Source organism: Klebsiella sp. D-Nf1 (assembly GCF_002810515.1).
GTDB lineage: Bacteria > Pseudomonadota > Gammaproteobacteria > Enterobacterales > Enterobacteriaceae > Klebsiella > Klebsiella variicola.
This window is the reverse complement of the sequence record NZ_PIOK01000007.1, coordinates 142,980-164,882: the sequence shown is the minus strand read 5'-3', so window position 1 is coordinate 164,882 and position 21,903 is coordinate 142,980. Positions and strand designations below refer to the sequence as shown.

The 21,903-nt window shown below is 62.3% G+C and carries 19 protein-coding genes; 15 read left to right on the top strand and 4 right to left on the bottom strand.

The genetic code is table 11. From position 1 onward, the window contains the following. Positions 1–57 precede the first annotated feature (57 nt). Positions 58–2,613 (bottom strand): bifunctional glycosyl transferase/transpeptidase, encoded by a 2,556-nt coding sequence (gene mrcB / locus CWM54_RS23235; RefSeq protein WP_100698640.1) that lies wholly within the window; start codon positions 2,611–2,613, stop codon positions 58–60. A 587-nt stretch (positions 2,614–3,200) separates the two neighbouring features. On the opposite strand from mrcB, the gene gspS reads away from it, so the two are divergent. Further along, positions 3,201–3,575, top strand: coding sequence for a type II secretion system pilot lipoprotein GspS (gene gspS / locus CWM54_RS23225; protein ID WP_100681646.1), 375 nt, complete (start codon positions 3,201–3,203; stop codon positions 3,573–3,575). 39 nt (positions 3,576–3,614) lie between these two features. Here the strand turns inward: gspS and gspB are convergent, their stop codons facing one another. Further along, positions 3,615–4,172: a type II secretion system assembly factor GspB gene (gene gspB, locus CWM54_RS23220; RefSeq protein WP_100698638.1), complete on the bottom strand. Its 558-nt coding sequence runs from the start codon at positions 4,170–4,172 to the stop codon at positions 3,615–3,617. 60 nt (positions 4,173–4,232) lie between these two features. After that, a complete protein-coding gene (pulA, locus tag CWM54_RS23215; protein ID WP_100698636.1) occupies positions 4,233–7,541 on the bottom strand; it encodes a pullulanase-type alpha-1,6-glucosidase in 3,309 nt (1,102 codons plus the stop codon). A 184-nt stretch (positions 7,542–7,725) separates the two neighbouring features. On the opposite strand from pulA, the gene CWM54_RS28840 reads away from it, so the two are divergent. The 14 genes from CWM54_RS28840 to CWM54_RS23150 are packed head-to-tail and all read left to right on the top strand — an operon-like array spanning position 7,726 to position 19,469. Further along, on the top strand, positions 7,726–7,863 hold the full coding sequence (locus CWM54_RS28840) for a hypothetical protein (RefSeq protein WP_004219434.1): 138 nt from the start codon (positions 7,726–7,728) through the stop codon (positions 7,861–7,863). Beyond that, positions 7,848–8,690, top strand: coding sequence for a type II secretion system protein GspC (gspC, locus tag CWM54_RS23210; protein ID WP_100698634.1), 843 nt, complete (start codon positions 7,848–7,850; stop codon positions 8,688–8,690). The genes CWM54_RS28840 and gspC overlap by 16 nt, the downstream gene beginning before the upstream one ends. 9 nt (positions 8,691–8,699) lie before the next feature. Then, the gene (gene pulD / locus CWM54_RS23205; protein WP_165785959.1) at positions 8,700–10,673 is read left to right on the top strand and encodes a GspD family T2SS secretin variant PulD; all 1,974 of its coding nucleotides are present in this window, start codon (positions 8,700–8,702) and stop codon (positions 10,671–10,673) included. Next, positions 10,670–12,163 carry a type II secretion system ATPase GspE gene (gspE, locus tag CWM54_RS23200; protein ID WP_100698630.1) on the top strand — a complete coding sequence of 498 codons (1,494 nt, stop codon included), beginning with the start codon at positions 10,670–10,672 and terminating at the stop codon, positions 12,161–12,163. The genes pulD and gspE overlap by 4 nt, the downstream gene beginning before the upstream one ends. A gap of 1 nt (position 12,164) precedes the next feature. Then, positions 12,165–13,379: a type II secretion system inner membrane protein GspF gene (gene gspF, locus CWM54_RS23195; protein ID WP_100698628.1), complete on the top strand. Its 1,215-nt coding sequence runs from the start codon at positions 12,165–12,167 to the stop codon at positions 13,377–13,379. A gap of 20 nt (positions 13,380–13,399) precedes the next feature. After that, the gene (gspG, locus tag CWM54_RS23190) at positions 13,400–13,822 is read left to right on the top strand and encodes a type II secretion system major pseudopilin GspG (RefSeq protein ID WP_002889054.1); all 423 of its coding nucleotides are present in this window, start codon (positions 13,400–13,402) and stop codon (positions 13,820–13,822) included. Beyond that, a complete protein-coding gene (gene gspH / locus CWM54_RS23185) occupies positions 13,822–14,337 on the top strand; it encodes a type II secretion system minor pseudopilin GspH (protein WP_008807378.1) in 516 nt (171 codons plus the stop codon). The genes gspG and gspH overlap by 1 nt, the downstream gene beginning before the upstream one ends. Next, positions 14,334–14,699, top strand: a complete 366-nt coding sequence (gene gspI, locus CWM54_RS23180; RefSeq protein WP_004894160.1) for a type II secretion system minor pseudopilin GspI — start codon at positions 14,334–14,336, stop codon at positions 14,697–14,699. The genes gspH and gspI overlap by 4 nt, the downstream gene beginning before the upstream one ends. Then, positions 14,696–15,292: a type II secretion system minor pseudopilin GspJ gene (gene gspJ, locus CWM54_RS23175; RefSeq protein ID WP_074386843.1), complete on the top strand. Its 597-nt coding sequence runs from the start codon at positions 14,696–14,698 to the stop codon at positions 15,290–15,292. The genes gspI and gspJ overlap by 4 nt, the downstream gene beginning before the upstream one ends. Then, on the top strand, positions 15,289–16,269 hold the full coding sequence (gspK, locus tag CWM54_RS23170) for a type II secretion system minor pseudopilin GspK (RefSeq protein WP_100698626.1): 981 nt from the start codon (positions 15,289–15,291) through the stop codon (positions 16,267–16,269). The genes gspJ and gspK overlap by 4 nt, the downstream gene beginning before the upstream one ends. Continuing rightward, positions 16,262–17,458, top strand: a complete 1,197-nt coding sequence (gene gspL, locus CWM54_RS23165; protein ID WP_100698624.1) for a type II secretion system protein GspL — start codon at positions 16,262–16,264, stop codon at positions 17,456–17,458. Before gspK ends, gspL begins: the two co-directional genes overlap by 8 nt. Next, positions 17,451–17,936, top strand: a complete 486-nt coding sequence (locus tag CWM54_RS23160; protein ID WP_100698622.1) for a type II secretion system protein M — start codon at positions 17,451–17,453, stop codon at positions 17,934–17,936. Before gspL ends, CWM54_RS23160 begins: the two co-directional genes overlap by 8 nt. Beyond that, positions 17,926–18,666, top strand: coding sequence for a type II secretion system protein N (locus tag CWM54_RS23155; RefSeq protein ID WP_100698620.1), 741 nt, complete (start codon positions 17,926–17,928; stop codon positions 18,664–18,666). Before CWM54_RS23160 ends, CWM54_RS23155 begins: the two co-directional genes overlap by 11 nt. 2 nt (positions 18,667–18,668) lie before the next feature. Further along, positions 18,669–19,469 carry a prepilin peptidase gene (locus CWM54_RS23150; protein WP_100698618.1) on the top strand — a complete coding sequence of 267 codons (801 nt, stop codon included), beginning with the start codon at positions 18,669–18,671 and terminating at the stop codon, positions 19,467–19,469. A gap of 3 nt (positions 19,470–19,472) precedes the next feature. Here CWM54_RS23150 and hrpB read toward each other — a convergent pair whose 3' ends face one another. Further along, positions 19,473–21,902: an ATP-dependent helicase HrpB gene (gene hrpB / locus CWM54_RS23145; protein WP_100698616.1), complete on the bottom strand. Its 2,430-nt coding sequence runs from the start codon at positions 21,900–21,902 to the stop codon at positions 19,473–19,475. Between the last annotated feature and the right edge of the window lies 1 nt (position 21,903).

The following is a 21,903-nucleotide window of genomic DNA, read 5'->3' as shown; positions in this document are numbered from 1 at the left end:
GGTATAAAAAAACCCCTTAATACTTTCGTACTAAGGGGTCGGGTCATGCGGCCGAAATCAGTTACTACCGAACATATCCTTGATCCAGCCCGCGACGCCGTCGCTCTTTTCCTGCTGCTTCGGCGGCTGTTGCTGCTGTTGTTGCTGCTGCTGCGGCTGCTGTTGCCCGGACTGATTAAACGGGTTGTTCGCTTCCTGCTGCTGCAACTGCTGCTGCTGCATCATCTCGCCCTGGCGGCACAGCGCATCCGGCTGCGTCGTCCAGACCGGCAGCGAACGCACGCCACCGCTGCAGACGAGGTTGCCGTTGCTGTCCACGCCCATGTCGACCACGTCTTCCGGCGCCGTCAACGCCAGCGGCGTTGGCGTCTGGTTCGCCAGATAGCGCTGGTAAATCGACATCGCGCCGCTGGCGCCGTACAGTTTGGTCGGCTGGTTGTTGTCGCGGCCCACCCAGGTAATGGTCACCTGGCTACCGTCGATGCCGGCGAACCAGGTATCGACGTTATTGTTGGTGGTCCCGGTTTTCCCCGCCAGATGCAGGCCCGGATACTTCGCGCCCAGCTGACGCCCCGTCCCGCGCTGCACCACCTGCTGCATGGTCCACAGCGTCATGTAGGCCGCCTGGGCAGGCACAGCGCGTTCCGCCTGCGGGTAGCTCTGATACAGCACCGTGCCATCTTCCGCAATCACCGAACGCAGCGCCGACAGCGTCGCGCGGTTACCGCCGCTGGCAATGGTCTGGAAGGCCTGCGCCACTTCAATCGGCGTCAGGTTCAGCGCGCCAAGCAGCATCGCCGGTACGGCGTTGAGCTGATCTTTCGGCGCGCCCAGCTTCGTCCAGGTATCGACCACCGCCGGCAAGCCCAGCGCCATCCCAAGGTTAACCGTCGGGACGTTCATCGAGCGGGTCAGGGCATCCACCAGCATCACCTGACCGCTGAAGCGACGATCGTCGTTCTGCGGAGACCACGTCTGGCCGTTGGACAGGCGAATGGTCACCGGCGCATCGGCGATCCAGGTGTTCAGGCGATACTGATTCGGCTGGCTCAGCGCGGTCAGATAGGTCGCCGGCTTGGCCAGAGAACCAATTGACCGGCGGGCCTGCATCGCGCGGTTGTACCCCGCGAACTGCGGCTCCGCGCCGCCGACCATTGCCCGCACTTCGCCGGTGAAGCGGTCAACCACTACCATGGCGGTTTCCAGGTCTGCCAGCTTGCGCTGTTTCTTCAGTACCGGGATCCCTTCAGAGGCCGCTTTTTCCGCCGCATCCTGGGCTACCGAGTCGAAGGTAGTGAAGATCTTCACGCCGGAGAGATCTTTCATTTTATCGCCCAGCTTCGCCTGCAGCTCCTGACGAACCATCTGCATAAACGCCGGCTGCGGTGAAATCACCCCACCGCGCGGCTGCACGCCCAGCGGACGCGCGCTCAGCATGTCGTACAGCTCCTGGTCGATGACCTGCTGCTGCTGCAGCAGACGCAGTACCAGATTGCGTCGCTCAAGGGCCAGTTTCGGGTTGCGCCACGGGTTATATACCGACGCCCCTTTCACCATCCCCACCAGCAGCGCCTGCTGATCGAGGCTCAGCTCTTCCACCGGACGGCCGAAGTAGTACAGGCTCGCCAGCGGGAAGCCGCGAATTTCGTTATCGCCGCTCTGGCCGAGGTACACCTCGTTCATATACAGCTCAAGAATGCGATCCTTGCTGTAGCGGGCGTCGACGATCAGCGCCATATACGCTTCGTTGGCTTTACGCCAGTAGGAGCGCTCGCTGGAGAGGAACAGGTTTTTCACCAGCTGCTGGGTCAGGGTACTCGCCCCCTGCACCGTACGACCTGCCGTCAGGTTCGCCAGCACGGCGCGGCCGATGGAATACAGGCTGATACCATCGTGCTCGTAGAAGTGGCGGTCTTCGGTCGCCAGCAGCGTATCCACCAGCAGATCCGGGAAGCCACTGCGCTTCACGAAAAGACGCTGCTCACCGTTCGGCGACTGCAGCATGGTGATAAGCCGCGGATCGAGGCGGAAGAAACCGAACTGGCGGTTATTATCCATATTCTCGATGGTATCCAGATGATCGCCATCGAAGGTCAGACGCGCACGCACCTGCCCTTCTTTACTGTCCGGGAAATCGAACGGACGACGGATCATCTCGATGCTGTTGGCCTGCACGGTGTATTCGCCCGGGCGCGTCATCGCGCTGACCTGACGATACTGGGTGGCATTCAGCAGACGCACCATCTCGTTTTTGCTGATCTGCATGTCCGGCTCAAGGTTCACCATCCGGCCATAGACCGCGGCCGGCAGCTCCCAAACTTTACCGTCAATGCGGCTACGGATTTTCTGATCGAGGTAGACGCCATAGGCGGCAATTAGCACCGCAAAGACAATCCCCAGCTTGACCAGCAGCCACAGCCAGCGGCGCTTACGACGAGGTTTGCTGCCGTTGCCTTTTCCTTTTCTCGGCACCGGTTTCTCATCCTCATAATCATCGTCATCATACTCGTCGTCGTAGTCCTCTTCCCGGACCCGGCGACGGGTGACTTTTTGTTTTGTCGGACGCGAGGGTCTCCCCTTACGTCCGATAGGCTCGCGGTCATCTCCCGCCATGCTTTTTCTCCGCAACGTTCAGGCGCAAAGGCCTGATTCTCAATACTTCCCCTGCACAGAGGAAGAAGAAATCTCTCAAATTAACGTCCAGGCTGCTTATCCTTCGGACGACAACCTGCTGGCAGGCAGGACATGCCGCCAGCCTTTCATGAGGTTGGTTTGCTTCGTTTTACATGATATTAACAATAAAAATTCACCATAAAATCATTATGTTAAACGCATCACCAGCAGAAATGGTCAGAACATAGCACGTAATGTTCAGGGCATACAGGATAGCACTAAAATGCGACATTCTTAACCAGCATTTTACCTCCTGCGCACGTAACAAGATGGGAAAGAGTATGTTTTTTAATAACATAAAAAATGACGCTCGCCATGATGCCAAACGCACTGGCCTCATCTCCGACTGAAAATATATTTCCCGGACGAAAGCATTTATTATTGAGAGAAGTAAAGGGGTTTAACTGATTTTCTGCTGATAAAAATGCGAGCCTGTTAACATTTATGCCGAATAATATTTTATGATGACACCAGGGGAATATTTGTTAAACTAGCGGCCAGTGATTCATTATTTTGATTACTCTACTATGCGCATTCCGTTTATATTTTCGCTTTGCGTGGTCGCCATGCTCTCTGGCTGCCAACAGAAACCCGCCTCAACGCTCAGCCCGGCCATCAGCAGCCAGGCGCAGCTGGAGCAGCTCTCGTCGGTAGCGGCCGGGACGCGCTATCTCAAGAATAAATGTAATCGTAGCGATCTGCCCGCCGATGAAACGATATATCGGGCAGCGGTGAATGTCGGCAAAGCGCGCGGATGGGGAAATATTGACGTGGCGACGTTAAGCCAAAATAGCGACCGGCTTTATCAACAACTTTTGCAGGACAGCACTCCGGAAGCCACACAGTGTAGTCAATTTAATCGCCAGCTCGCTCCCTTTATTACCAGTTTGCGCAGCGACTAAGCAAAATATTCTCAACGCGCATATTATTGCGCGTGCCCCTTATTCCCCTTTCGGCTCCTCGTCAATTTTCCCGCCGGGCCAGTCATCCAGCGCCGCCAGGGTAAATGTTGTGCCGTTGAAGCTAAAAATCGTCACATCCTGCTGGATCTGCTCCACCACCAGATTGGGCAGCGGGGAATCGCCCTCCGACCACGCTTTGCCGTTTAACACAATGCTGCGCTTTTCCGGTAGCGAGGCGTAGACATGGGCGCTGTAGCGCAGGGGCGGCAGCGTATCGCTGTCCACTACCGGCGCCGCAGGCGCGCTGGGTTTTACCGCCGGCGACGGTTTTTTTGGCGCGGTCTCCCCGGCGGCGGTTAACGGCAAAAGCGCCGCATGAGCCACCGGCAGAGGCAGCGTTTGCGGCGGTGACGGATGGCGCCACTGCTCGCCGCCAAACCAGCCGAGCGCGATAAATAATCCGGCGTACAGCGGGATAATCCAGCCGGGGACCTGCACCATCCGGCCGCAGCTTACCGGCGCGTCTGCCTGCGCGGACGGCGGCTGATGCGCCACCAGCGACGGGATCCCTCTTTCACTATCATCACGAACAATCACAACCGTCTCCTGTTCCCCCACGGTGCAGAGAAGGCGCCCTTACGGGCACCCCACGTCACCTTATTTACTGCTCACCGGCAGGCCAGCGCCCTGCGATTCGCCCTGCGGCAGCTCGAGGACCGCTACCGACCAGGCTGGCAGCGTGACCGAGCCGTCAGCGGCAACCTGCACGCCGCTCGCCAGCGAACGGTCGCCTGCCGCCTGCTGGATGGCGCTCAGCTGCAGCGATGTGCCGGCGAAGTCCTGCAGCGTCCGGCTTTCCGGTGCGGCGTTGATCGCCACCACGATGGCGTCGACACGGCTGTCCAGACTGGCGCCAGCCTGCATCCCGTCATCGATGGTCATCACCAGCAGACCCGTCTGCTGATCGGCGCCGGTGTTGCGGAAGTCCACGCGCTTCATCACCGTCGCGCCGTCACCGAGGGTAAACAGCGGAGACGATTTACGCAGCGCGGTCAGCTCCTGATAAAACGCGGTCATCTGCTTGAGCTCCGTTTCACCCGGAGTAGCCACCGCGTCTTTCACCCGGGCGATAATGTCATAGTTGCTGCCATCATCGCTGCTGCGCGGCATACCCACGTTGTAGTTGTTGTCCTGCAGGGAGTAATCCACGCGGTTAAACCAGTCACCGGAATCATACGAATCGCGGGTAAAAGATTTAGAGCGCAGCAGCTCCGAGCCCTGCTGGTCAAAGGCGATCCCCTGGCCGAGCATCACCGTCGCCAGCGACACCGCCTGCATCCGGACGCGGGTATCGAGATCCGCCTCCTGAGCAGCTTTGTAGCTGATCATGTCCCACAGCGTTTGGTTGTCGTGTTTTGACACATAGTTCACGACTTCCGTCGGGTCAGCCGCATAGCCGCCAGGCGCGCCGTTATAGTCAATCTCGCTGCCTTTCTTCACCGCGCCGTCTTTGTCGATCAGCACGAAGTCCGCAAGGTTACCGGCCATGCCCAGACGGGTCAGATCGGCGAGGTGGCGCGCCTGATCGTCGGTCATGCTGGTCAGCTCATTCGGCAGAACGCCGGCGCCGCTGCCCACCCCCTGATTCTGGCGCAATGCATCGCCGGAATCGAACGGCCCGCCGCCGCGCACGGCGTCACGCAGACGATCGGAGAACGTGCCGATCCCGGTGCCTTTCAGATTGATTTGCGAGGCAATTTCAAAGCGATCGCTCTGGTTGGAATCCCAGCCTTCACCAAAGAAGTAAATGTCCGGGTTCAGCGCTTTAATACGCTCCCAGGCCGAGAGGATCTGCGCTTTCGGATGGTAGCCCATCAGGTCGAAGCGGAAGCCATCGATCTTATAATCGGTGGTCCATACCGCCAGTGAATCGGCGATAAGCTTGGCGAACATCCGGTGCTCTGGCGCCGAGTCGGAGCAACAGGTAGCCGATTCCACGCTGCCGGTGGTTTCATTCAGGCGCTGATAGTACCAGGGGACGATCTTATCCAGCACCGAGGTGCGGTCGGTCGGGCCGGCGGCGTTGGTGTGGTTATACACCACGTCCATGATGACGTTCATTCCCAGATCCTGCTTGATCGCCTGAATCATGGTGCGGAACTCTTTAATGCGCGCCGTGCCTTCCGGATCGGTGGCGTAGGATCCTTCCGGCACCGTGTAGTGGAACGGATCGTAGCCCCAGTTATAGGAGTCGGTCTGCGCCACCAGCGTATTCAACGCCTGCACCTGCGGGTTATCCTTGCTGTCGTTCTGCTTCAGCTGGGTCAGCACCTCTTCGACCGTCGAACCGCTGTCGCAATAGCCCGCGAACTCGCTGCTCTTCACCGCGCTGTTGATCTCGCACAGGCGACTGAACGGCTGCTGAATATCGGCGACTTTGTCGCTGAACTCATTGACCGTCGCCAGATCGAAGACCGGCAGCAGCTCAATATGCGTCACGCCCGAGGCCGACAGCTGTTTCAGATGCTGGACCATATTGCTCTCCTGGGCGGTGAGCGCCAGATATTTACCGCGCAGTTCAGCGGGAACGGTTTGATCCCAGGCGGAGAGATCGCGAATATGCGACTCGTGGATCGTCATTTTCGCCAGGTCGGCTTTGGTTTTCTGCGCGTGCGGCATCGTCAGCCCGTCCCAGCCTTCCGGCTTCAGCGCGCTGTCGTTGAGATCGACCACCTGGCTGTACTCCGAGTTGGTCGACAAACTATGGGCGTAGGGATCGGTCACTTCGTACTGCTCGACTTTACGCGACTGCGGGTGGTAGACCGTCATCGCGTAGCGGTAGAACGCGCCCTTCAGGTCGCTTCCCCCCTGCCATGACCAGGCGCCGGAGGCGCTGTCGCGGGTCATCGGATGGCTGGCCACCACTTTCTTGTCGGCGCTGTAGACCACCAGTTCGACCTGCTGCGCCGTGGGTGCCCAGACGCGGAAGGTCACGCCGCTATCGGTTAGCTGGGCGCCGTAGCTCAGTGCCTCGGCGGCGGCGGCATAGGTATCGTCCAGCACGCCAGCGGTCTGCACCTGGGTGGCGGAGCTCAGGATCCCATCGCTTTCCGCAGATATCGCCACCGCCTCGCCCTGCAGCAATTCATCGACGTTGACATCATCCGGCAGCTTAAAGGCAGGATAGCTGGCGAGATGCGGGAAGCGCATGCTCACCTGCTGACTGACAGTGGTGGGGGTCAGCTTGACATATTTATCGGTAAATTCGCCCTTGCTGTCGGCGGCCACCTTACTGCTGTGGCTGTAGTAGAGACGAACAATCGGTTTATTCTCTCCGCCCGACCACAGCAGGGTGGTTTTATCGACCCAGTGCGCATCGGCCAGCGCCACGCCAAAGGCGGCGCGGAAAGCGTCGGCGCGGGAGTCATAGACCGCGCTGTTGCCGGCGATGACCGATACCGTGCGATCGGTGAAATCGCCAAAAGAGACGCGCAGGTCGCTGTCGATCAGCTTATTGGTGCCATCGCGCACGATAACGTTGATACATCCGCTCTCTTTAGTCAGCGGGATCACCCAGTAAGGGCCATATTTGTCGCTGCCGGTCGGCGTGGTGCTGACATCATTCCAGTCCGCCACCGGCGCGCTCAGCGCATTACAGGTTTCGTTATTCCACAGATAGAGGTTTTTAGTCGCATAGTCGGCCGGCGTGCTGCTGGTGATGCCGGCGATATCGACAAGGTGAATGACAGCCTGGTTGGCGGAAGCCTGCACCGCTTCGCCAGGGACGGCAACGTCCGGTAAGCGGACGACCACATCCTGCGGGTCGGGCGTGCCGGGAGTACCTGGGTTGCCAGGATTGCCTGGTGAACCCGGTGAGCCAGAGGGTGAAGAGGAAGAGCTGTTATCACAGCCACTCAATAATACTAACGATCCAAGAAATAGGGCATGACAGGTATATCTGAGCATTCGATAGTCCCTAATATGCTTATTAAATTATAAAAGGTAAGAAAGGATGAATATCTTTACAGCGCGCTAATTAGATATTTTTGCTTTCCGGGGCGCAATCATCCCCCACAAATGAGAGGGGGGCGTAGGAAGCCGGGGGAGTAAATCAATAAAGGGAATGACGACCCGAAACCGCAAACTGATTATGATTCGCCACGCTTATCGCCACTCTCCGGCAATAAATAATTCAAAAGCCAATAATCACCTACCTGTTTCGGTAGGGTATTACGCCAACGTGCAGAAAAATAAATTAGCAAAGGAATTAAAATGCCAGTTTCTGTGATGGGGTTAACAAATATAAATAAAGGGATAATTAAATTATTACCACAAATTGTGACGCTCATCATATTAATAACCGCTATCCCCCAGTTGGCGAAATTAACCTGGCGCGTGGTATTCCCTGTCAGTCCTGAGGATATTTCTGCCCTGCCATTAACCGCTTCTCCAATGGCGGAGTCGGAATTAAAAACCGAACGGCCCGTATTTACCCTGTTTGGTCTGGCGGCAAAAAACAGCCCTGCGCCAACGGATGCAACCCACCTCAATCAGGTGCCGGTTTCCAGCCTGAAACTACGCCTTACGGGTCTGCTCGCCAGCAGTAACCCGGCGCGATCCATCGCCATTATAGAAAAAGGAAATCAGCAGGTTAGCCTTAGTTCCGGCGATACTGTCCCGGGGTACGATGCGCGGATCGTCGCTATTCTTCCCGACCGGATCATCGTTAACTATCAGGGACGCAAAGAGGCCATTTTGTTATTTAACGATACCCGCGCGCCGTCGTCATCGCCCGCTACAGCGGCCACTCCGCCTCTTGTGAAGCAACTCCGCGAACAGCCGCAAAATATCCTCACTTATTTATCTATTTCGCCGGTGCTCAGTGGCGACAAACTGCAGGGCTATCGCCTTAATCCAGGCAAAGACGCCGCGCTATTTCGTCAGTCTGGCCTGCAGGAAAATGATTTAGCCATTGCCCTAAACGGCATTGATTTGCGCGATCAGGCGCAAGCACAGCAGGCGCTGCAACACCTGAATGAACAGACCGAAATAACGCTGACCGTTGAGCGAGAAGGTCAACGACACGATATCGCTTTCGCGCTGGGGGATGAATAATTGCCAACCATAAAACGACTGCGGAAAATGCTGACTGTTCTGCTGATATTAACGCCGCTGCTATTTCGCCCGGCCATCGCAGAAGAATTTTCCGCCAGCTTTAAAGGCACCGATATCCAGGAGTTTATCAATACCGTTAGCAAAAACCTGAATAAAACGGTGATTATCGATCCCAGCGTGCGCGGCACCATTACCGTACGCAGTTACGATATGCTCAATGAAGAGCAATATTATCAATTCTTCCTTAGCGTGCTGGATGTGTATGGCTTCGCCGTGATCAATATGAATAACGGCGTACTGAAGGTGGTGCGTGCTAAAGATGCGAAAACCTCGGCCGTCCCGGTCGCCAGCGAGGCTGCACCGGGCGAAGGCGATGAAGTGGTCACCCGGGTGGTGCCCCTGACCAACGTCGCCGCCCGCGATCTCGCCCCGCTGCTCCGCCAGCTGAACGATAACGCCGGCGCCGGCAGCGTGGTCCATTATGAGCCCTCCAACGTGCTGCTGATGACCGGCCGCGCAGCGGTCATCAAACGCCTGCTGACCATTGTCGAGCGCGTCGACAACGCCGGGGATCGCAGCGTGGTGACCGTTCCCCTCTCCTGGGCCTCCGCCGCGGAGGTGGTCAAGCTGGTTACCGAGCTCAATAAAGACAGCAGCAAGTCGGCGCTGCCGGGCTCGATGGTGGCGAACGTGGTGGCCGATGAGCGCACCAACGCGGTACTGGTCAGCGGTGAGCCGAACTCGCGCCAGCGCATTATCGCCATGATCAAACAGCTCGACCGCCAGCAGGCGGTACAGGGCAACACCAAAGTCATCTACCTGAAGTACGCCAAAGCCGCCGATCTGGTGGAGGTCCTCACCGGGATCAGCAGCTCGCTGCAGAGCGATAAGCAAAGCGTCAAGCCAGTGGCCGCGATCGACAAAAATATCATTATCAAAGCCCACGGCCAGACCAACGCCCTGATCGTCACCGCGGCGCCGGACGTGATGAACGATCTCGAGCGGGTGATCGCCCAGCTCGATATCCGCCGCCCGCAGGTGCTGGTGGAGGCGATTATCGCCGAAGTGCAGGATGCCGACGGCCTCAACCTCGGTATCCAGTGGGCCAATAAAAACGCCGGCATGACCCAGTTCACCAACAGCGGGCTGCCGATCTCCACGGTTATCGCTGGCGCCAATCAGTACAACAAAGACGGTACCGTCAGCAGCTCGCTGGCCAGCGCTCTGGGCTCGTTTAACGGTATCGCCGCTGGCTTCTATCAGGGGAACTGGGCGATGCTGCTCACCGCCCTCTCCAGCAGTACCAAGAACGATATTCTGGCCACCCCCAGCATCGTGACCCTCGACAACATGCAAGCCACCTTTAACGTCGGCCAGGAAGTTCCGGTATTAACCGGCTCGCAAACCACCTCCGGCGACAACATTTTTAATACCGTCGAGCGCAAAACCGTCGGCATTAAGCTGAAGGTGAAACCGCAGATTAACGAAGGCGATGCCGTGCTGCTGGAAATTGAGCAGGAGGTATCGAGCGTCGCCGACTCGGCCTCCAGCACCAGTAGCGATCTCGGCGCGACCTTCAATACCCGGACGGTGAATAACGCCGTGCTGGTCGGCAGCGGTGAAACGGTGGTGGTTGGCGGGCTGCTGGATAAAAGCGTCACCGATACCGCCGACAAAGTGCCGCTGCTCGGCGACATCCCGGTGATCGGCGCCCTGTTCCGCTCCGAGAGCAAGAAAGTGTCGAAACGCAACCTGATGCTGTTTATCCGCCCGACCATCATTCGCGATCGTGATGAGTACCGTCAGGCCTCTTCCGGCCAGTACACCGCATTCGACAATGCGCAAACCAAACAGCGGGGCAAAGACAGCAGCGAAGCGACGCTCAGCAACGATCTGCTGCACATCTATCCCCAGCAGGAGACCCAGGCCTTCCGCCAGGTCAGCGCCGCCATTGACGCCTTTAACCTCGGAGGCCGCCCATGACGCCAGTCGCCGAACGCCGTCCGCTGCTACCCTTTGCCTGGGCCCGCGCGCATCATCTTGTGCTGCTCAGCGACGGCGAACGCTGCGAAGCGCTGTGCCGCGCTGATACCGCCGCCCGGGCGCTGCTGGAAGCGCGTCGCCTGGCAGACGGGCCGATGAGCGTCAGCCGTCTGGCGCCGGACGCGTTCGAGAAAGTGCTGGTGCTCAGCTATCAGCGCGACTCGGCGGAAGCGCACCGCATGATGGCCGATATCGGCAATGAGCTCGACCTCTATACCCTCGCCGAAGAGCTGCCGGACACCGACGATCTGCTCGACAGCGAGGACGACGCGCCGATCATCCGCCTGATCAACGCCATGCTCACCGAGGCCATCAAAGAGAAAGCCTCGGATATCCATATCGAAACCTATGAGCGCCATCTGCAGATCCGCTTTCGCGTCGACGGCGTGCTGCGCGAAATCCTGCGCCCGCAGCGGCGGCTGGCCGCGCTGTTAATTTCGCGTATCAAGGTGATGGCCAGCCTGGATATCGCTGAAAAACGGATCCCTCAGGATGGGCGGATGGCGCTGCGCATCGGCGGGCGGGCGATCGACGTCCGCGTCTCCACCCTGCCCTCCAGCCACGGCGAACGCGTCGTCCTGCGCCTGCTGGACAAAAACAGCGTCAACCTGGATCTGCTGACGCTGGGCATGCCCCCGGCCCTGCTCGATCGGGTCGACGCGCTGATCGCCCGGCCACACGGCATTATTCTGGTCACCGGGCCGACCGGGTCGGGGAAAAGCACCACCCTGTATGCCGCCCTCAGCCGCCTCGACGCCCACGAACGCAATATCATGACCATTGAAGATCCGGTGGAGTATGAGCTGGAGGGCATCGGCCAGACTCAGGTCAACGCCAAAGTCGATATGACTTTCGCCCGCGGCCTGCGCGCCATACTGCGCCAGGATCCGGATGTGGTACTGGTGGGGGAAATCCGCGATGGCGAAACCGCCCAGATCGCCGTCCAGGCCTCGCTGACCGGACACCTGGTGCTGTCGACCCTGCACACCAACAGCGCGCTGGGCGCCATTTCCCGTCTGCAGGATATGGGCGTAGAGCCCTTTTTACTCTCAACTTCGCTGCTGGCGGTGATGTCGCAGCGGCTGGTGCGCCAACTGTGCCCGCACTGCCGTCAACCCACGCAGGCGGATGCCGACACCGCCCGGCAGATGGCGGTCCCTACCGGCACGCCGCTGTGGCAGCCAACAGGCTGCGCGGAGTGTAATTTCACCGGCTATCGCGGGCGTACCGGGATCCATGAACTGCTGCCCATCGACGACCGCGTCCGCGCCGCCATCCACCGCGGCGAGAATGAGATCACCCTGATCCAGCAGCTGGGGCCAGCCTGGCAGACCCTGCGTCATGCCGGACGTGACAAAGCGCTGGCGGGGATCACCAGCTGGGAGGAGGTGATGCGGGTCACCGAACAGCAAACGACGGAAAGCCTCTGAGATGGCCCTGTTTCGCTATCAGGCGCTGGACCCGCAGGGTAAAACCCGCCGCGGCGTTCAGCAGGCCGACTCCGCCCGCCACGCCCGCCAGTTGCTGCGGGACAACGGCTGGCTGGCGCTGGAAGTGACCGCCGCCGACCCGGCGCGCTGGCTGTGGCGCAGCGGTTCCCTCACCCGGCGTACCAGCGCCGGTGATTTAGCCCTGCTCACCCGCCAGCTGGCCACCCTGGTCGCCGCCGGGATCCCGCTGGAAAAGGCGCTCGATGCCGTCGCCCAGCAGTGCGAAAAGGCGCCGCTGAGAACGTTAATGGCCGGGGTGCGCAGCAAAGTACTCGAAGGCCATTCGCTGGCAGAGGCGATGCGCGGCTATCCCGCCTGCTTCGACGGGCTGTTCTGCGCTATGGTGGCGGCTGGCGAAACCTCCGGCCATCTCGACGGCGTGCTGAACCGGCTGGCGGACTATACCGAGCAGCGCCAGCAGCTTCGCACCCGCCTGCAGCAGGCAATGATCTATCCCATCGTGCTAACGCTGGTCGCCATCAGCGTGATCGCTATTCTGCTCTCCACTGTGGTCCCAAAAGTCGTTGAGCAGTTTGTTCATCTGAAACAGGCCCTGCCGTTCTCCACCCGGCTGCTGATGAGCCTGAGCGATATCGTGCGTAGCGCGGGGCCCTGGCTGGTGCTGCTGTCGCTACTGGCGCTGCTGACGCTGCGTTATCTGCTGCGCCAGCCCGCCCGGCGGCTCGCCTGGGACCGGATGCTGCTGCGCCTGCCGGTCATCGGCCGCGTGGCCCGCAGCGTGAACAGCGCACGCTACGCCCGCACCTTAAGCATTCTCAATGCCAGCGCGGTGCCGCTACTGCTGTCGATGCGCATCAGCGCCGGCGTCCTCAGCAACGCCTGGGCGCGCAGCCAGCTGGCGGCGGCCAGCGAATCGGTACGCGAAGGCGTCAGTCTGCATCGGGCGCTGGAATCCACCGCCCTGTTCCCGCCGATGATGCGCTACATGATCGCCAGCGGAGAGCAAAGCGGCGAGTTGACCGCGATGCTGGAGCGCGCGGCGGAGAACCAGGACCGGGAGCTGAGCGCGCAGATCCAGATGGGCCTCAGTCTGTTTGAACCCCTGCTGGTGGTCACCATGGCCGGCATGGTGCTGTTTATCGTGCTGGCCATCCTGCAGCCGATCCTGCAACTGAACACCCTTATGAGTATGTAACTGTATTAATGGAGAAAACTATGCAACGGCAACGCGGTTTCACGTTACTGGAAATTATGGTGGTGATCGTCATTCTCGGCATTCTCGCCAGCCTGGTGGTGCCCAACCTGATGGGCAACAAGGAGAAAGCGGACCGCCAGAAAGTCGTCAGCGATCTGGTGGCGCTCGAGGGGGCGCTGGATATGTATAAACTGGACAACAGCCGCTACCCCAACACCGAGCAGGGACTGCAGGCGCTGGTGACCGCCCCGGCCGCCGAGCCGCACGCCCGCAACTACCCGGAAGGCGGCTATATCCGCCGCCTGCCGCAGGACCCGTGGGGAAATGAGTATCAACTGTTAAGCCCGGGTCAGCATGGCGCCATCGACGTCTTCAGCGTCGGTCCGGACGGGATGCCCGACACCAATGACGATATCGGCAACTGGACCCTCGGGAAGAAATAGTGTCTCAGCGCGGTTTCACGCTCCTTGAGATGATGCTGGTCCTGCTGCTGATTGGCGTCAGCGCCAGCATGGTGCTGCTGGCGTTTCCCTCCGCCCGCACCCAGGAGGCCACACAGATCCTGGCGCGCTTTCAGGCGCAGCTGGATTTTGTCCGTGAGCGCGGGCAGCAAACCGGTCAGCTCTTCGGGATCGTCATCCACCCTGACCGCTGGCAGTTTATGCGCCTGCAGCCTGCCGACGAAGACGCTCCGGCGGCGGCTGACGACCGGTGGGGCAACGCGCAGTGGCTGCCGCTGCAGGCCGGACGCGTCACCACGGCGGAAACCCTCCCCCGGACCAGGCTGACGCTGCGCTTTCCCGACGGCCAGGCGTGGACGCCAGGCGAGCAGCCCGACGTGCTGATCTTCCCAGGCGGCGAAGTCACACCGTTTCAGCTGCGGATTGACGCCGCGACGGGCATCACCATCGACGCCCAGGGTGACAGCCAGCCGCTGGCGGCGCGGGAGCAGCCATGAAACGCCAGGCCGGGATGACGCTTATCGAAGTGATGGTCGCGCTGGTGATTTTCGCCCTCGCCGGTCTGGCGGTGATGCAGTCCACCCTGCAGCAGACGCGCCAGCTTGGGCGTATGGAAGAGAAAATCCTCGCCAGCTGGCTGGCGGATAATCAGCTGGTGCAGCTGCGGCTGGAGAAACGCTGGCCCGCCCTCAGTTGGTCCGAAACCACCGTGGAAGCCGCCGGAACGCGCTGGTTTGTCCGCTGGCAGGGAGTGGAAACCGCGCTGCCGCAGCTGCGGGCGCTGGACGTGGAGGTCCGGCGGCAAAAAAGCGATCCCGCGCCGCTGGCGACCCTGCGCACCTGGGTGACGCCGCCATGATAACCAGGATGCGCGGTTTCACCCTGATTGAAACGTTGCTGGCGCTGGCTATCCTCGCCGTCCTTAGCGCCGCCGCCGTGATGGTACTGCAGAACGTCATCCGTGCCGATGGCCTGACCCGCGAGAAGAGCCAGCAGATCGCTGCCCTCCAGCGCGCCTTTCGCCAGATCGCCGACGATGTCACCCACATCATTCCCCGTCGCGCCAGAAACAGCGACACGCTTTTCTTCGCCGGACGTTTCCAGTTGCAGAGCGACGACTGGGGGCTGGCCTTCAGCCGCAGCGGTTGGCCGAACCCGCTGGGGATCCTCCCGCGCTCGGAGATCCAGAACGTCAGCTACCGTCTGCGTCAGCAGCAGCTTGAGCGACTGAGCTTCGATCAGCAGGATCCGCTGACCGGCAGCCAGCCGACGGTTCGGGTGGTATTGCGCGAGGTGACAGCGTTTCGCCTGCGGTTCTACGCCGACGGACGCTGGCAGGAGACCTGGGATCGCTCGCAGACGCTGCCGCAGGGGCTGGAGATCACCCTGACGCTGGCGAAAAGCGGGGAGATCACCCGCCTGTTTTTACTCACCCCGGGAGGCAGCCAGTGAAAAATCGGCAACGCGGCGTCGCGCTCCTGATGGTGCTGTTCATCCTCGCCCTGATGATGATCCTCGTCAGCGCCATGACCGAACGCACCGCGGTCATGTATCAGCATACCGCCGTGACCCTCGATAATCTGCAGGCCAGATGGTATGCCCTGGCGGCGGAAAATATGGCCGCCGCGCTCCTGCAACGCGACGCGCTGGACTCACCCAGTCAAACGAACCTGGCGCAAAGCTGGGCGCAGGAGGGGCGCCGCTTTACCCTCGACGATGGCGAAATCCTCGCGACGATCCGCGACGGGCACGCCTGCTTTAACCTCAATGCCATCAATCATCGCGCGGATGAAACCAGCAGCGGAACGCCCTACCCGACCGACGTCTTCGTCCGGCTGCTGGCGCTGCTCGGCGAGTCACCGCTGCGCGCCAGCCAGATCGCCGCCGCCCTTGGCGACTGGACGGACAGCGACGGCCAGCCGCGGCTGAACGGAGCAGAGGATGAGGTCTATATGGCGCAAACCCCAGGCTATCTCGCCGCCAACCAGCCGATGCAGGATGTCAGCGAGCTGCGCCTGCTGGCGGGTATGGACGCCGCGCTCTATCAGCGCCTGCTCCCCTTCGTCTGCGTCCAGCCGGATGACGCGCTGCAGGTCAATGTCAACACCCTGCGGCCCTCCCAGGCCGCTCTGCTGGTGGCCCTCTTTCCCGGCGAGCTGACGCTGCAGGAGGCGCAACAGCTGCTGCACAACCGCCCACGAACCGGGTGGAGCAGCGTCGCTGCGTTTCTCGCGCAGCCGACGCTGCAGAAAACCGATACCACGCTTGCCCGCCCCTGGCTGACGGTGCACAGCACGCGCTTTATCGCCGCCTTTACCGTGGTGACCGGCAATCTTCGCTTTCAGCTGCACAGCGTCCTGCAACAGGAGGGGCGCACGTTTACCGTCGTCCAGCGGCGATATGGACTTTCTATGGTGGTCGATGAATAAGTTTAACGCTTCTCCCCAGGCCACGCTGATCGTGCGCTTCGCCCCCGGGCAGGCGCCGCTGCACTGGCAACTCTTCGCCCCCGGCGAGCCGCACCACGAGGCCAGCGGCCGGTGGCCGGCTGACGACGCCAGCCCTTTCCCGGCGCTGGCGGCGCACTACCCCGCCTGGGTGCTAATCCCGGCCAGCGACTGCGCGTTTCACTCGCTCACCCTGCCGGCGGGCTTGCGTAAACCGCCGCTGCAGGTCGCCCCATTCCTGCTGGAAGAGCAGCTGGCCGACGATGTCGAAGCCACCCATTTTGCCCTGCTCCACCGCCAGCAGGCGCAGTGCGAGATCGTCGCCGTACAGCGGCAAAAAATGCGTGACTGGCTGGCCCGCTGCGAGTCGCTCTCCCTTCGGCCCCTGGCGTTGACGCCCGACGTGCTGGCCCTGCCCTGGCATCCGCCCGCGTGGAGCGCGGTGCAGGTGGACGAACAGTGGCTGATCCGCCACCAGCAGTGGGGCGGCATGGCGGCGGAAAACGTCTGGCTGACGGAGCTGCTGCAGAGCGAGGCGGAAGAGCAAGTCATCGACAGCTATTCACCGCCGCCCGCAGCGCCGGGCGTCTGGCGGGCGCAACCTGCGCAGACATTGCTGCCCCTTGCCGCACGCCATCCGGCAGCGCAGAAGCTCAGTCTGCTGCAGGGGGAATTCGCCGTCCGTCGGCGGCGGCCTGCACAGGCGACCTGGCGTTCGGCGCAGTATGCCGCGCTGGCTCTGGCGTTACTGGTGGGGACAAACAGCGTGCTGGACCATCTCGATCTGGCGCGTCAGGCCGAGGCGGCGCAGCAGGCCAGCCGGGCCTTCTATCACCGCTGGTTTCCGACGGAGAAAAAGGTGATTAATCCGCGACTGCAGATGCAGCAACACCTGCAAACCCTCGCCCGTCAGGCGCAGCATGCCCCCCTCGTCGATCGCCTCAGCGCGCTGCAAAACATCCTCAGCGACACGCCGGGGATCCGCCTGCGGGCGCTGAGCTGGGATGCCGCGGGCAACCGTCTGCAGCTGGATATCGCCGCGGTCTCTTCCCGGGCGCTGGAGCAGTTCACCCAGCGGGCGCAGCCGCGGTTTCGCGTCCGGCCAGGCGACATGACCACGAAACCGGATGGCATTGAGGGACAACTGACGCTGGAGGAAAACAATGGCTAATCTGCTTATCTGGTGGCGGCAGCGCACGCCGTCCGAGCAGCGCCTGCTGCTGTGCCTCGCGGGGCTGCTGGTGGTATGCGCTCTCTGGTACGGACTGTGGCAGCCCTGGCGAGCCCGTGAGGCGCAGTGGCGACAAACCCTGATGAAAGAGCAGGCCAGCCTGCGCTGGATGACGCAGCAGACTCCGCGCCTGCAGCAGCTCAGCCAGCAGCCCACGCCGGCGGCAAAAGAGGCGCTCACCGCCCTGGTGATGCGCGAGGCGGCGAGCCACGGGCTGGCCGTCGCCCGCCTGCAGCCGCAGGGAAAACGTCTGCAGGTCACCCTCCAGCCCTGCACCTTCCAGGCGCTGATGGCGTGGCTCGACGCCCCGGCGATGCGCGGCGTCAACGCGATCTCCCTGTCCGTGACCAGGCAGCCGTCGCGGCCGGGCTGGGTCACGGTCAACCATCTGCTGCTGGAGCGCGACGATGAAAGCTAAAGGGATCGCGGTGGCGCTGCTGCTGGCGCTCTATCTGCTGTGGCTGGCTGCTACCGCCCCGGCGCGCCTGCTGGTCCCGATGCTGCCGCCCGGCGTACAGGTGGGCAGCCTTAGCGGCAGCGTCTGGCGCGGCGCGGCGCAGCCGGTCTACTGGCATGGCGAACGGCTTGAACGACTGGCGTGGTCGCTGACCTTGGCTGGCTGGCAGGTCTCTCTCAGCGATCCCCGCGGTGTGGAGGGTCAGGCCCGGCTGTGGGGCCTGCGCGATCTGCGCCTGCAGGAGGGGCGGCTCACCGCCCCCGCCAGCCTGCTCAGCCGCTGGCTGATGTCGACCATGCCCGTCAGCGCCGCGGGAGAGGTCACTTTCAGCCTGGCCGAAGCGCACTTCAGCGAGGGGCGCTGCCAGCAAATCACCGCCGGAGGCGCGCAGTGGCGGCAGGCCCGACTGCATTCCCCGGTCGGCAGCCTGGAGCTGGCCCAGGTCAATGGCACCTTCCGCTGTACGGCAGACGGCGCCGTGGCGCTGACCCTCCGCCAGGACTCTCATCAGCTGAGCCTCAGCGGTCAGGGCACCCTGTCGCCCGATGGCCGCTATCTGTTTCGCGGTACGCTGCAGCCCCGGCAGGGGATGCCGCCCCTGCTGGCGCTGCTGGTCACGCGCCCCGCCGCTAAAAACGAGTCGGGCCGCACACCGTGGCAGATTCAGGGAAAATGGTTACACCAGGAGTAAAAATGACGACATTAACGGCATTATCGCTGCATTTCCCTCTTATCTGGTATGGCTTCCTGCTGCTGTTCGGCCTGGCGCTGGGCAGCTTTTACAACGTGGTGATCTATCGCCTGCCGCGCATGCTGACCCAGACCGCGGACGACGAGCGGATAACCCTCAGCACCCCGGGCTCATCCTGCCCGCAGTGCCGCCAGCCGATCGCCTGGCGGGACAATATCCCGCTGCTCAGCTTTCTCTGGCTGGGCCGCCGCGCCCGCTGCTGTCAGGCGCCCATCGCGTGGAGCTATCCGCTGACCGAGCTGGCCACCGGCCTGCTGTTTATGCTTGCCGGGGCATTGCTCGCGCCGGGCCTGCCGCTGGCGGGCGGCCTGGTGCTGCTTTCGTTCCTGCTGATGCTGGCGCGGATTGACGCCCGGACCCAGCTGCTGCCTGACCGTCTGACTCTGCCCCTGCTGTGGGCCGGGCTGCTGTTCAATCTTAACGAGGTGTACATTGCGCTGCCGGACGCGGTCGCCGGGGCGATGGCCGGTTATCTGGCGCTGTGGTCGGTCTACTGGCTGTTCCGCCTGCTGACCGGAAAAGAGGCGCTGGGCTATGGCGATTTTAAGCTGCTGGCGGCGCTGGGCGCCTGGTGCGGCTGGCAGGTCCTGCCGCAGGTGCTATTGCTCGCTTCGGCCAGCGGACTGGTGTGGACCCTGCTGCAACGCCTGTGGTCCCGGCAGTCGCTGCAGCAGCCGCTGGCCTTCGGCCCCTGGCTGGCGCTGGCCGGAGGGGGAATTTTTCTCTGGCAGCAGATGGTCTAGCGGCTACGAATATTTTTTGCTGCGGCGGGTCGGGGCGGTGTTAGCCGGATCGTCCGGCCAGACGTGTTTCGGGTAGCGTCCCTTCATCTCTTTCTGCACCTCGCGATAGCTCCCCTGCCAGAAGGCGCTCAGATCGCGGGTGATCTGCAGCGGACGCTGGGCGGGCGACAGCAGCTCCAGCACCAGCGGCACCCGCCCTTCAGCGATAACCGGCGTCGCGGCCTCGCCGAACATCTCCTGCATACGCACCGCCAGCGCCGGCGGGTTCTCCGCATGGTAACGGATCGCCAGACGGCTGCCGGTCGGCACGGTATAGTGCGTCGGCAGCTCGCGATCCAGCTTCTGGCGCAGCGGCCACGGTAGCCAGTCCTGTAGCGCCTGACGCAGATCCAGCGCCTTCAGCGCCCGCAGCGAGTGAACGCCGTTCATCTGCGGCAGCAGCCATGCCTCCAGCGAGGCCAACAGCGAAGCGTCATCCACCGCGGGCCACGCCTCTTCCGGCAGCCACTGCGCCGCACACTGTAGCCGCAGGCGCAGCTGCTCAGCCTCTGGCGTCCAGTTGAGCACACTGAGGCCTTTCTCACGAATCCCGTTGAGCATCGCCTGATGCAGCTCCACCTCAGAGGGTTTCGCCAGCGGCTGGGTCTTGATCACCAGCTGGCCTATCACCGTCCGCCGCCAGGCTTTCAGGGTCCCCTGCGCTTCATCCCACTCCACCGTGTCGGAACTTTTCGCCAGTTCAGGACGGGCGGCGATCAGCTCACCGATATCCACTGGCAGAGCCAACAGCATGCGGGCATCCGGCGAGGCGCTGCCCTGCAGCAGCAACGGAGCGATCAGCCACTCATGGCGGCCCAGCGCGTCGTCGGCGTCCAGCATCGCGCCCATGCCGTTCGCCAGCTGGTAGCGCCCCTCCTGACCGCGGCGGCGGGCGATGCGATCGGCGAAGGCCGACGCCAGCAGCCCCGCTAATCGTCCGGCATCGGGCTGGCCGCTGCGGCGGGCCAGACGCTTCATCAGCTGCTGCGCCCGCTGCTGCCAGTTGGCCTGCTGACGGGAAAAGACGGCGCCCAAATCCGCCACCCCGCCGCGCGGCGGCTCCTCGAGGATCGCTGCCAGCTTTGCCGCCGTTGCCACCTCGTCATCGGTCTGCGCGGCGGCCAGCATCGCCGCCAGTCGCGGCTCGTTGCCAAGGGTCGCCATTTTGCGGCCAAACGCCGACAACCGATCGCCGTCCAGCGCCGAGAGCGCCGCCAGCAGGCGGCGCGCGGCGGCCAGGTTGACCGCCGGCGGCTGATCCAGCCAGGCCAGCGCGGACGGATCGTGGCAGCCCCACTGCAGCAGCTCCAGCAGCAGCGCCGACAAATCGCTGTGCAGGATCTCCGGCTCGCTCTGCGCCGCCGCCCGTTCGGCCTGTTCTTTGCCGAGCAAATGCAGGCAGATCCCCGGGGAGAGACGACCGGCGCGTCCGGCGCGCTGCGTCATTGATGCCTGGCTAATGCGCTGCGTCACCAGCCGGGTCAGCCCGGTGCGCGGGTCAAAGCGGGCGACCCGCTCCTGGGCGCTGTCGACCACCAGGCGGATCCCCTCGATGGTCAGACTGGTCTCGGCAATGTTGGTGGCCAGCACCACTTTGCGCTTCCCGACCGGCGCCGGGAGGATCGCTTTACGCTGCTCGCTTAAAGGCAACGCGCCATACAGCGGGCAGAGGATGACATCCTCCGCCACGCGCTCCGTCAGCTGGTCGAGAACGCGCTGGATCTCGCCGACGCCGGGTAGAAACAGCAGCATCGACCCCTGTTCATGACGCAACAGCTCCGCTGCCGCCACCGCCACGGCCTCATCAAAACGCTGGTGCGTGGGAAGCGGGTTGAAACGGCGCTCCACCGGATAAGCGCGCCCCTCCGAGACCACCACTGGCGCCTCAGGAAGCAGACGCTGCAGGCGATCGTTGTCGAGGGTCGCCGACATGATCAGCAGCTTGAGATCGTCACGCAATCCCTGCTGGACGTCGAGCAGCAAGGCCAGCGCCAGATCCGCCTGCAGGCTGCGTTCGTGAAACTCATCGAGGATCACCAGCCCCACGCCCGCCAGCTCCGGATCGCGCTGGATCATGCGCGTCAGGATCCCCTCCGTAACCACCTCAAGGCGGGTCTGCGGCCCAACGCAGGTTTCGGCGCGCATGCGGTAACCCACGGTCTCGCCCGGCTTTTCGCCAAGTACTTCAGCCAGCCGCTGCGCGACATTACGCGCCGCCAGGCGCCTCGGCTCCAGCAGGATAATGCGTCCCGCGATGTTGCCCTCGGCGAGGATCTGCAGCGGCAGCCAGGTCGATTTCCCGGCGCCGGTCGGCGCGTTAAGCAAAACCTGCGGCGCGTGCTGCAGGGCGGATAACAGTTCTGGGAGGACGGCGGCAACCGGCAATAAGGACACA